Genomic DNA, 12381 nt, shown 5'->3' with positions numbered 1-12381 from the left:
AACAAATCTCTTGTAAATTATTACTAATAAAAAATGTATAAATTTAAAAATTCCTTTCTTACGAAAACAAAAAAGTCAGCATTGCTGACTTTTTTATCCTGCTATTTTTTCTTGTTGCATCCCTTTTAAGATCTGTTCATATTGCTCTTCATTAAATTCATTTTCACTTTTTGCAACAACTACAGTTGCGATACCATTCCCAATTAAATTTACGATGGCACGTGCCTCTGACATAAATCGATCTACACCCAATAAAAGTGCTAATCCTTCTAACGGAATTACGTTCATAGCAGATAAAGTAGAAGCTAATACAATAAAGCCACCACCCGTTACTGCTGCCGCTCCTTTTGATGTAACTAACAAAATAGCTATTATCGTTAATTGTTGGCCTAGTGAAAGATCAACGTGAAAGACTTGCGCTAAAAATATAGTAGCCATTGACAAATAGATTGTTGTTCCATCTAAGTTAAACGAATACCCTGTTGGAATGACTAAACCTACTACAGGTTTTGAACACCCGAACTGCTCCATTTTTGTCATGATACGAGGTAATACTGATTCTGACGATGACGTACCAAGTACGATAAGTAGCTCTTCTTTTATATGGGATAAATATTTCCATAAGCTAAATTTATATAACTTACAAATTATATTTAATACGATTAGTACAAATAATGCCATTGTTGCATATACGCAAATCATTAATTTTCCAAGTGGAATTAATGTGCTTAAACCATATTTCCCAATTGTAAATGCCATTCCACCAAATGCTCCAAGCGGCGCTAACTTCATAACAATTGATAAAATATTAAAAAAGACTTTAGATAACCGATCAAAGAAATCAATAACCGGTTGTCCATTTTTCCCAAGCATTGTTAATCCTGCTCCAAACAAAATAGAAAAGAACAATACTTGTAAAATATCCCCTTTTGCAAATGCTTCAAACATGTTAGACGGTACAATATGTAAAAAGAAATCAACCCATTTCATTTCCTGACCACTTTGCACATATTGTGACACATCACCGCCCTTTAGTTTAGAAGGGTCTAAACCATCACCAGGACGTACTACATTCGCTACTATAATACCAATTAAAAGAGCAAAAGTTGTAACAATTTCAAAATATAATAACGCTTTTCCACCAACACGCCCTACTTTTTTCATACTTCCCATACTCGCAATGCCAAGTACAATCGTTAAAAATATAATTGGTGCAATGACCATCTTAATCATATTAATAAACGTGTCACCAATCGGCTTCATTTGTTGCCCCACGCTAGGCCAAATTGCTCCTACTGCAATACCGCAAATAATTGCCACAATAACTTGGAATGTTAAATTCTTTACAATTCTCATCTGTCTAGACTCCCCTGTTTTGTTCATTTCCCCTTTAATTACATAAACCGATTATAGAATATAACTTTTTATATGCCCCCTTGTTACTCAGTTCAAACCACAATATTATGTTACACTATTATGACGTTTTTGAAAATAGTATATATCAATTATAAAATAATGACATACTTAATTATTTTATAAATTCTAGATCACATCTAAAAAAGTAGCCAGCTTAATAGCTGCCTACTTAGACCCTCCCTCTTAAACAAGAGCAAACATTAAATATATACCAATCACAAAAAAGACAGCTAATGTTTTAATAACAGTCATCACAATTTTTTGAAATCCCCTTTTTTCTAAGACAACAAGATAAAAAGCCCACTTGGTTAGTGAACTTTTTATCTTGTTACCGCGATTTATAATGGCAAATCTCTCTTCTTAAAGGACACAATCGCTACTATAAAAATAACAATTGCACCGCAAGTTAACCCAATACTCACCGGCCATATGTTATACGTTCCTGCCACAATTTCTTCTGGACGGAACAGTGAGAATAATGATATATTTCTCATCCATTCTAGCTTATCACTTAATTTCCCCACCATATTTAATACATAAAATAAAATGGTTAGACTTGCTGAATAGCTAAGAGCTTTTCTTTCATCATTACATAGACAAGAAAATAGAAATGAATAGGCACTGACTACTAAAAATACAAGTCCTCCTACTAAATTCATCTTGAAAAATAATTCTTGATTTAGATTATTGTCTTTTAAGAACCATTCTGCTCCTAATACACCAGCTCCGTACGTAGCAAGTGTAATAATCAGTAACCCAAGAATAAGAACTACTGCTTGTGTTATTGCAATCTTCACTCTAGATACAGGTGTTGCAAGCAAATATGCCATCGCTCCTTTATCTACATAACGAGCCATTAAGTGCGTCGCAACTGTTACACTAAAAATCGTCAAAATGATAATAAACAACATGCCATAGTATTCACCCGCTAAAAACTGACTTACATTTTGAATCGAAGTTTCCATACCAACTATTTTTTTCACACTCTCTGGCATAGCACCTATTAGTTCATTTAACCCTTTTGCGGATACGAGTGATGGAAATATCCAAATTAACAACCATAAATAAAGAGCCGCGCCAATCGCATAACTCCATATACTTTTTGAATTTTCTTTAAAGCTAGCTAAAAACAGCTGTTTATTCATGTTTTGCACCCTCTTTCGCATCATAATAATGCATAAATAAATGTTCCAAATCCATCGCTCTCGTTTGAAGTGCTTTTACATTGTATTGCGCAAGTATTTGTAATACTTCCTGATAATTCCCCTGCACAATAACGGATGCTGTATTCCCCTTCACCGTTTCAAATTGTAAATTTGTCTTTTGTAAAGACCGCATTTCCTCTTGAGAGGACACTGTTACATCCATTACCTGTCTTCTCATCCCCTGTAAATCATGAATATTTTCAACTGTTACAAGACGCCCGTCTTTAATAATTGCTACTCGGTCACATGTCCGCTCGATTTCTGTAAAAATATGTGATGACATGAGGATTGTCTTTCCTTTTTGTTTTTCTTCTAGTATTAAATCAATAAAAGTTTGCTGCATAAGTGGGTCTAATCCTGATGTTGGTTCATCTAAAATTAACACTTCTGGATCATGCATAAATGCAGCAACAATGCCCACCTTTTGCTTCATCCCTTTAGACATTTTTCGAATCGGTGTTTTCACATCAAATTGCAATCTTTCAATAAGCTCATCACGCCGTTTTGTTTCTTTCAATCCTCGCATACCTTGCATTAGTTTTAAAAATTCTAATCCATTCATTCCTTCTATAAAAGAAATTTCCCCTGGCAAGTAACCAACTTCCCTTTGGATTTTCGCAGCGTCATTCCAGCAGTCTAATCCGAAAATTTCTGCATGGCCAGCTGTTGGCTTTATAAATCCCATTAAATTACGAATCGTTGTTGATTTCCCTGCACCATTAGGCCCTAGATAGCCGAAAACTTCACCTTCTTTTACTTGAAAGGTAATATCAAATAAGCCTTTCCCATTTGAAAATTGTTTTGTGATATTTTGGACTGAAATCATTATTCCACCTCATTTTTTGAAATATTTTATGTTGTATATTTCAAAATCATTGTACTCCTCTCCAATTATATTAGCAACAATTTTTTGAAATTTTTATAAGTATATATTTCAAAATTATTGTTTTCATCTTTATTTTCTTGTATATTTTAGGTGAGGTGATTGTATTGAACGGGTTTGAAAAAGTGAAAGAAAAGAAAAAACGCGCCATTAAAGACGCCGCATTGTTATTATTTTCAGAACGTGGATTTAACGAAGTAAAAATAGAGGATATTGCAAAAGCAGCGAAAGTATCTCAGGTGACGATTTATAATCATTTTAGGAGTAAAGACGCTCTTTTTAGAGAACTTATTCAAGAATTTGCGACAACTGAATTCCAATACTATCAAGAAATAGCATCAGAAAACATACCTTTTCATGAAATGATGCATAAAATGATCGTTAGAAAAATGGAAAGCGGCGGGTTATTTCATCCTGACATGCTGTTGCAAGTCATCCAAAAAGACCCAGAACTTCGCGAATTTATATATCGTTATCAAAACGAAACAGTCCTGCCTTGGTTTTTAGAACTATTAGAAAATGCACAACGTAAAAATGAAATTAATCCTAACCTTTCAAAAGAAATGATTTTACTATACATTCAAATGTTTAGTAAACTAGGCGATGATTATGGAATACAATTGTTAGAAGAAGATCGTGAAAAACATATACAAGATATTGTTACGATGTTTTTCTATGGGCTTTCTAACCCTGAGGATACAACTAATTTATACAAATTAAAATAATTTTTCACACCGATTATCTTTCATTTAAATGAAATTCATATGTTACAAAACAAATTAATCTGTATAAGCTACAGGCAAATATTCAAAGTATCAGTAAGCACATTAACATATAAAGTGTTTAAAGAAAATAAGAATGGAACATATATTTCATTTTCGAAAGCAAAAAAGACACGAAATCGTGTCTTTTTTAATTATAGCGAGATAACTCTACCCGTTTCACTACTTTTAATCGCTAATTGAATGAGCCGGATGACTTGTAAACCTTCTTCAGCTGTGACAGGAGGTTGCACGCCATGTAATATACTATCTCGAATGCCTATGTAATACATTTCATAGCAACCCACTTCTGTCGGAATACGTTTTACTACTTCTTCTGTTTCTAAAACTGCAAAATTACTTTCACGATCTTCTCCATATCCTATATCACCTGGCTTCATACCAGATTTCAATTGCTCTTCCTGTGAATCCATACCGTATTTCACAATTGAGCCTTTATCTCCATGGACATGAAAGTGTGGTCCTGCATGTTTTACGTAACTACTACTATGTAAAATAATTCGTTTCACTCCATAGTGAAGTACAATATGGAAATAATCATCGGTTTCTGCTCCAGGTCGTTGTTTTACTACATCTGCACTAACAGCATCTGGTTTACCAAATAGATGTAATACTTGGTCAATCAAATGTGATCCTAAATCATATAAAATCCCTGACCCCGGTAAATTCTTTTCACGCCAGCGATCACGCACATGAGGACGGAAGCGATCAAAATGCGCTTCATATGTATACACATTTCCAATTTCTTTTTCTTCAATTGCCCTCTTTATTGTTAAGAAATCATTATCAAAACGACGGTTATGATATACACTCACAACTACATCATGTTTTTTCGCCAAGGCAATGAGTTCTTCTCCCTCTTCAGTTGAAACAACAAATGGTTTTTCTACAACAACATGTTTCCCATGTACAATAGCCTCTTTTACAAAGGGAAAATGTGTTGTATTTGGCGATGTAATGACAACAAGATCAATGTCGTCTCGCTTTACTAATTCTCCAATCGTATGAACAACATGCACAGTTGGTAACGCTTGTTTCACTACCTCTTCTTTCGATGAGACAATCGCACGAATATCATATTCATCAATCGTTTGTAATAAAGGGATGTGAAATGTCGTACTAGAAAATCCAAATCCTACAATCCCTACACCTATTCTTTTCATATATTTCCTCCATGTATGAGAACGATTTCACGATTATTATAACAAGTTTTCTTTTATAGACCTAACTTTTTGCTTCACTACTTCTGTTTGATTGGATTACATTTTCCACTACAAAAAAAGAAAGGCATGTCCCTATGAAACATGCCTTTCTCTAATAAGTTAAATATTTTTAATATGAATTAACAGTTCACTCTATCCGCTTTTTCGTCCACGTCTCAACCACTTCACCAGTATCACTAACATCTAAGACTAAACTACCGTTACTATACCGGTCTTTATTACGAAATGCTTTTGGATCTATTTCTTCTACAATCTGTTTCTCTGTTTTCATGTAAACAAGTTCATCATCCCGAACAATTTCAATACCGACAATGCGATATGGATTACGCTTTAGCTCTTTAAAAATTACAAGTCCCCGCTTCGCTCTTGTTGATTTTTCAATTTCGGAGGCTTTTAATCGTTTAACTGCGCCTCGCTGCGTTACGAGGATCAGTTGATCTTTTTCACCATTTAACGGTTTACCAGAAGCAACGTAATCATCTTCTTTTAAGTTAATTCCCTTTACACCAGCTGCTCTTACACCAACTGGACTTACTTCTTCTTCATTGAAAATAAGTGCATATGCACCGTGTGTTGCAAGAATAATATCACTTGTTCCATCTGTTGCAAATACATCTACAACTTCATCATCTTTTTTCAAGTTTACGGCAACAAACGCTCTTGAATAGCGCTGAACTTTATACTGATTTAGTTCCGTTTTCTTAATCATACCATTTCGCGTAACAAACACAACAAAACGTTTTTCTTCCTCAAAGTTCGGTACAACGGTTGCCCAAATTAAGGTCTCATCTCGTTCAAGTGAAACAATATTTGCAACGTGCTGTCCTAAGTCTTTCCAACGAATATCCGGCATCTCGTACACTGGAAGATAAATATAATTTCCTTTATTCGTAAATAACAGAATTGTTTCTGTTGTATTTGTATCGAAACGTTCCAGTAAGATGTCACCCTCTTTCATACCGAAGTCTTTTCCGTTCGATGCATTATGTGAACGCCATCCTGTTCGTTTCACATACCCTTCTTTCGTTACAGTAACGATGACATCTTCTTGTGGAATCATAACTTCCACATCAATTTTAATTTCTTCAATCTCTTCTTCAATGACAGCACGACGATTATCACTATACGTTTTCTTTACTCTCTTTAAATCTGCTTTGATGACTTGAAGAAGCCTTTTCTCACTTTGTAAAATCGCTTGTAATTCTGCAATTTTCTTTTCTAGTTCTTCTGCTTCTTTTTCTAGTGCGGTAATATCTGTATTTGTTAAACGATACAGTTGCAGAGATACAATTGCTTCTGCTTGCGCTTCTGTAAATCCAAATGTTGCACTTAAATTATTTTTCGCATCACGTTTATCTTTAGATGCTCGAATTGTCTCAATAACCTCATCTAAAATCGATAATGCTTTCATTAAACCCGCTACGATATGTTGGCGATTTTCCGCTTTTCGCAACTCATACTCCGAACGACGTGTAACAACTTCTTTTTGATGCCCAATATACGCATCTAAAATTTTCGGTAATGTCATAAGTGTTGGGCGACGATTGTTAATGGCTACCATATTAAAGTTATAAGGGATTTGTAAATCCGTATTTTTATATAAATAATTTAAAATCCCTTCAGCATTTGCCTCTTTTTTCAATTCCACAACAATACGAAGACCTGTACGATCCGTTTCATCACGAACCTCGGCTATTCCATCTAGTTTTTTATCTAAACGTAATTCGTCCATTTTCTTTACTAGATTCGCCTTGTTTACTTCATATGGAATTTCTGTAATAATGATTTGCTGTTTGCCACCACGAATTGTTTCAACTTCTGCTTTTCCGCGAATGATGATTTTCCCTTTTCCTGTTTCATACGCTTTTTTTATTCCATCAATCCCTTGAATAATACCACCTGTTGGGAAGTCAGGTCCTTTAATAACTGTTAATAGGTCATCTACAGAGCTATTTGGCTTATCGATACGCATCATTGTAGCATCAATCACTTCACCAAGGTGATGCGGTGGAATTTCTGTTGCGTAACCAGCTGAAATCCCTGTTGAACCATTTACTAGTAGGTTCGGGAACATCGCTGGCAATACAACTGGTTCTTCACTTGTATCATCAAAGTTTGATACAAATTCCACTGTTTCTTTGTCGATATCGCGCAGTAACTCAGAGGCAATTGGCGATAAACGAGCTTCTGTATAACGCATCGCTGCCGCTGGGTCACCATCAACACTACCATTATTTCCGTGCATTTCAACCAAGACGTTACGCACTTTCCAATCTTGGCTTAAACGTACCATCGCCTCATATACAGAGGAATCACCATGTGGGTGATAGTTACCAATAACGTTACCAACTGTTTTAGCTGATTTACGGAACGGTTTATCATGTACGTTTCCTTCTACATACATTGAGTATAAAATACGGCGTTGTACCGGTTTTAAACCGTCACGCGCATCTGGAAGCGCGCGATCTTGAATAATATATTTACTGTAACGTGCAAAGCGATCACCTAACACGTCTTCAAGCGGGAGGTCATGAAACTTCTCTGCTTGCATGTTATTCCACCTCCGTCTCCATAATCATTTCATTTTCTAAAATATTTCCTTCTTCTTGCATACCAAATTGTACATTCCGCTCAATCCATTTACGACGAGGCTCTACTTTATCACCCATCAACGTTGTGACGCGGCGCTCCGCTCTTGCTGCATCATCAATTTTCACACGAATTAACGTACGTGTCTCTGGGTTCATCGTTGTTTCCCATAGCTGATCGGCATTCATTTCACCAAGACCTTTATAACGCTGCAGTATATATCCTTTACCGACCTTTTTCGTTACACCATCTAATTCTTCGTCTGACCATGCATATTCAATGACTTCGCTTTTTCCTTTTCCTTTACTTACTTTATATAAAGGTGGAAGAGCAATAAATACTTTACCCGCTTCGATTAACGGCTTCATATAACGATAGAAGAACGTAAGCAGTAACACTTGAATATGAGCACCATCTGTGTCAGCATCAGTCATAATTACAACCTTATCATAGTTGATATCTTCAACAGAAAATTCGTTTCCAACACCGCCGCCAATTGCATAAATAATCGTATTAATTTCTTCGTTCTTGAAAATATCAGCAAGCTTTGCCTTTTCCGTGTTGATTACTTTACCACGTAATGGCAAGACTGCTTGAAAACGACGATCTCGGCCTTGCTTCGCAGAACCACCGGCAGAATCACCCTCTACTAAATACAATTCATTCTTTTGTGGATTACGTGATTGTGCAGGTGTTAGCTTCCCGCTCAAAGTTCCTTCTGAACGTTTTTTCTTCTTACCAGTACGAGCTTCTTCTCTAGCTTTACGTGCTGCTTCACGGGCTTGAGCTGCTTTGACTGCTTTCTTCACAAGAAGTGTTGCTACATCAGGATTTTCTTCTAAAAAGTATGCTAAGTGTTCCGACACAATTGCATCTACTGAAGAACGCCCTTCACTTGTCCCAAGCTTTCCTTTTGTTTGTCCTTCAAATTGCAGTAAATCTTCCGGCACACGCACAGAAACAATGGCAGCTAACCCTTCGCGAATATCTGTACCTTCTAAGTTTTTATCTTTCTCCTTTAATAGAGAGACTTTACGAGCATATTCATTGAACACACGAGTCATCGCTGTTTTAAATCCAGATTCGTGTGTTCCGCCATCTTTTGTACGCACATTATTTACAAATGAAAGAATGTTTTCTGAATAGCCATCGTTAAATTGAAATGCAAGTTCTGCCTCGATTCCATTTTGTTCACCAGAAAAATATACAACTGGATGAATAGAATCTTTTTCTTCATTTAAATACGTAACAAATGCTTCAATTCCTGTTTCATAGTGAAACACATCTTCTAAATCATTTCGTTCATCTTTTAAAGTGATTTTCATACCTTTTAACAGAAATGCAGATTCACGTAATCTTTCACATAACGTTTCATAGTTATAATTTGTTGTACTGAAAATAGATGGATCTGGTTTGAAATGCATCGCTGTACCAGATTCTTTTGTTTTCCCAATTTTCTCTAATGTTGTTGCAGGAATACCACCATTTTCAAAACGCTGTTCATATATATTTCCATCTCGTTTAATCGTTACAATTAGCCATTCTGATAAAGCATTTACAACAGATGCACCAACACCATGTAAACCACCGCTTGTTTTATAACCGCCTTGCCCAAATTTACCACCTGCATGAAGTACAGTTAAAATGACTTCAGGTGTTGGCTTTCCAAGCTTATGCATTCCCGTAGGCATTCCACGCCCTTTATCAATAACACTAATACTATTATCTTTATGTATTACGACAGAAATTTCGTCGCCAAATCCCGCTAATGCTTCATCAACGGAGTTATCTACTATTTCGTATACTAAATGATGCAATCCACGGCTGTCCGTGCTCCCGATATACATACCCGGGCGTTTTCGAACGGCTTCAAGGCCTTCAAGCACTTGAATTGCATCTTCGTTATATTGAAATTGATGCTTCGCCAAACTCCTTGCCCCTTTCCTAATTAAATCAGAACATATGTTTCTATTATAGAATAACTCCTTAACCATGTTTTTGGCAAGTTATGTTATGTCTTTTATATACCATTTTCAAAAGAAAAATCCTTGTTTTTGTACAAGGATTCCTCTAGGCTACTATTTCAGAAAAATAATCGTTTGTCAACGAGAAATGGATATGTATTCCAAAACCACACATTCCACCATTTTATCATTACCCAAATGACAAGTATCCAAAACGGGATAACAAGTAATCATCCTCAAAAACAGCCTTTAAAAAATCTCATGATGAACAACTCGTTCATCCGCTCAGCTCCTAAGTGTGAACGAAAGCTGAATCGACCTTTCATTTACAAATGTCTATACTACCTCGTCATCGCGTGTTCTACTTTAATACAACGATCCATGATAACAGTATAGCCTTTTTCTTTTAACAACTCGTATGTATCTTCATCTTGTAGTCCTAATTGTGCCCAAAAAACATCAGCATCAATCTCTACAAATTCTTTTGCCACATCTATTAAAAATTCAGAGCGACGAAATACATTTACGATATCAACATGTCCCTTAATATCTTTTAAGGAAGAAACCGCCTTTTCTCCCAGTACTTCATCAACGACCGGGTTAACTGGAATAATACGATACCCAGCATCCTGCATCGCTTTTGAAACCATATACGATGTACGATCTGGCTTGTCAGATAATCCAACAACCGCGATGGTTTTACTATTCTTCAATACTTCACCAATTTCCGTACGAGTTGGGTTTTCAATTGTCATATTACATCCCTCCTATTCTTTTAGTATAGCCGATAAAGAAAGTCTCTTTCAATACGAAAGAGACTTTCTTTATTAATTCTTAGCAGGAGAGTTATCTGCTAGTGTAGCTGTTTTCGTCATTTTTTCACCATTGCGATAGAATGTAACTTCAATTTTATCGCCAACTTTTTTCTTTTCATATAAGTATTTACGGAATTGAAGTGCATTTTCAACCTTTTGACCATCTAATGCTACCACAACATCATATTGTTGTAATCCTGCTTTTTCTGCTGGTGAGATTGGATAAACCTTTCCTAAAACAACACCGCTTGTTACATCGTTTGGAAGTTTTAGTTGAGAGTATCCTTGCACATCCTCTAGTGAGACAACACCAACACCAAGAGCTGGACGTTTTACTGTTCCGTCTTTTTCAAGAGATTCGATTACTGGTTTGGCAATGTTAATTGGAATCGCAAATCCAATTCCCTCTACCGATTGTTGTGCGATTTTACTAGAGTTAATACCTATTACCTCACCATTTTGGTTAAACAATGCGCCGCCACTATTTCCAGGGTTAATCGCTGCATCAGTTTGAATAACTTGTGCTTGCCAATCTGGACGTTTGTCACCATCAATATCAACTGGAATTTCACGTTCTTTACTACTAATGATTCCTTCCGTTACACTGCCATCAAAGCCTAGTGGGTTACCAATTGCAATTGCTGGTTCACCAGCACGAATTTTACTTGAATCGCCTAACGTTGCAACTTTATTAATATTAGATCCGTCAATCTCTACAACAGCTAAATCTAACCAAGGATCTTTCCCAACCAATCTTGCATCAACTTGCTTACCATCACTTAGTTTTACTGCAAGTTTATTTGCTCCCTCTACTACGTGGTTATTTGTTACAATGTACGCCTTATTTCCAGCTTTCTTATAAATTACACCTGATCCTGTTCCAGCTGTTTGTTCTTGGCCTGCTTGATCTAGTGCGAATGGATCTACTCTTTGTTGCATGTTAATGACGCCTACAACAACATCTTTTGCTCCTTCAATCATGCCTGGTAAATCCGTTTCATTTTTTGCTTTATTTACAACAGGAACCATAGTTCCTTCTACCTTAGAATTAGAAGATACTGGTGAGACTCCATTTCCGTCATTCCAAGGCATATATGGTGCTGCAAAACTGATAGTAACCGCTCCAACCACAGCCCCCACTAAACCAGTAAAGAAATAGCCTTTCTTACTACCAGATTTTCTAACTTCTCTTGTTTCACTGCGTTCTTCATTCATATTTGGTCCGTCATAATATCCCATGTTTTATTTCCCCTCTCTGCTGAGTTCGTATTTTTAGTATAGTCACGCTTTGTGTCCTCCTTGTGAACTCATCGTGAAATCCAATTAAAAAAATACTCTTATTTATTATTGTAGACAAAAAAGTTATCATTTTTACATTTCATCCGCAAAAGAGAGTGTAAATGTACTATATTTTCAACATATAAGTTGCTGTTATGCAGAATAAGACATAACCTGCTCTCGCATTCTCCCTTTGTTTTCACCCTTACATGTGGCAGAAAAAGGC

The 12381-nt window shown here is 36.0% G+C and carries 9 protein-coding genes; 1 reads left to right on the top strand and 8 read right to left on the bottom strand.

The features are described 5' to 3' along the window. Nucleotides 1-93 precede the first annotated feature (93 nt). From V7183_RS14685 to V7183_RS14675, 3 genes are all read right to left on the bottom strand, one after another. Nucleotides 94-1356: a dicarboxylate/amino acid:cation symporter gene (locus V7183_RS14685; protein ID WP_335359989.1), complete on the bottom strand. Its 1263-nt coding sequence runs from the start codon at nt 1354-1356 to the stop codon at nt 94-96. Between the two features lie 398 nt (nt 1357-1754). Next, entirely contained in the window at nt 1755-2561 is an 807-nt protein-coding gene (locus V7183_RS14680) for an ABC transporter permease subunit (RefSeq protein ID WP_097894555.1), read from the bottom strand. Beyond that, nucleotides 2554-3447: an ABC transporter ATP-binding protein gene (locus tag V7183_RS14675; RefSeq protein WP_335359988.1), complete on the bottom strand. Its 894-nt coding sequence runs from the start codon at nt 3445-3447 to the stop codon at nt 2554-2556. Before V7183_RS14675 ends, V7183_RS14680 begins: the two co-directional genes overlap by 8 nt. A 137-nt stretch (nt 3448-3584) precedes the next feature. Between V7183_RS14675 and V7183_RS14670 the strand changes: the two genes are divergently transcribed. Then, nucleotides 3585-4229, top strand: a complete 645-nt coding sequence (locus tag V7183_RS14670; RefSeq protein WP_335359987.1) for a TetR/AcrR family transcriptional regulator — start codon at nt 3585-3587, stop codon at nt 4227-4229. Nucleotides 4230-4420: 191 nt separating this feature from the next. On the opposite strand, the gene V7183_RS14665 is transcribed toward V7183_RS14670, so the two are convergent. From V7183_RS14665 to V7183_RS14645, 5 genes are all read right to left on the bottom strand, one after another. Continuing rightward, complete coding sequence (locus V7183_RS14665) at nt 4421-5449, bottom strand: oxidoreductase (RefSeq protein WP_335359986.1); 1029 nt, start codon at nt 5447-5449, stop codon at nt 4421-4423. Nucleotides 5450-5636: 187 nt separating this feature from the next. Next, entirely contained in the window at nt 5637-8060 is a 2424-nt protein-coding gene (gene parC, locus V7183_RS14660; RefSeq protein WP_335359985.1) for a DNA topoisomerase IV subunit A, read from the bottom strand. A gap of 1 nt (nt 8061) precedes the next feature. Then, nucleotides 8062-10026, bottom strand: coding sequence for a DNA topoisomerase IV subunit B (gene parE, locus V7183_RS14655; RefSeq protein WP_335359984.1), 1965 nt, complete (start codon nt 10024-10026; stop codon nt 8062-8064). A gap of 377 nt (nt 10027-10403) precedes the next feature. Continuing rightward, complete coding sequence (locus V7183_RS14650; RefSeq protein WP_335359983.1) at nt 10404-10817, bottom strand: CoA-binding protein; 414 nt, start codon at nt 10815-10817, stop codon at nt 10404-10406. A 72-nt stretch (nt 10818-10889) separates the two neighbouring features. Continuing rightward, nucleotides 10890-12116, bottom strand: coding sequence for a S1C family serine protease (locus tag V7183_RS14645; protein ID WP_097894548.1), 1227 nt, complete (start codon nt 12114-12116; stop codon nt 10890-10892). Nucleotides 12117-12381 lie beyond the last annotated feature (265 nt).

The organism is Bacillus sp. JJ1127, assembly GCF_036965845.1.
Taxonomy (GTDB): domain Bacteria; phylum Bacillota; class Bacilli; order Bacillales; family Bacillaceae_G; genus Bacillus_A.
Note: the sequence above shows the minus strand (reverse complement) of the source record. Positions and strands in the feature narration are given on the sequence as shown.

Bases quoted from the DNA above. Each gene is read 5' to 3' on its own strand.
- V7183_RS14650 (WP_335359983.1), bottom strand. From the start codon at position 10,817: ATGACAATTGAAAACCCAACTCGTACGGAAATTGGTGAAGTATTGAAG.
- V7183_RS14685 (WP_335359989.1), bottom strand. From the start codon at position 1,356: ATGAGAATTGTAAAGAATTTAACATTCCAAGTTATTGTGGCAATTATT.
- V7183_RS14645 (WP_097894548.1), bottom strand. From the start codon at position 12,116: ATGGGATATTATGACGGACCAAATATGAATGAAGAACGCAGTGAAACA.
- V7183_RS14680 (WP_097894555.1), bottom strand. From the start codon at position 2,561: ATGAATAAACAGCTGTTTTTAGCTAGCTTTAAAGAAAATTCAAAAAGT.
- V7183_RS14675 (WP_335359988.1), bottom strand. From the start codon at position 3,447: ATGATTTCAGTCCAAAATATCACAAAACAATTTTCAAATGGGAAAGGC.
- parC (WP_335359985.1), bottom strand. From the start codon at position 8,060: ATGCAAGCAGAGAAGTTTCATGACCTCCCGCTTGAAGACGTGTTAGGT.
- V7183_RS14665 (WP_335359986.1), bottom strand. From the start codon at position 5,449: ATGAAAAGAATAGGTGTAGGGATTGTAGGATTTGGATTTTCTAGTACG.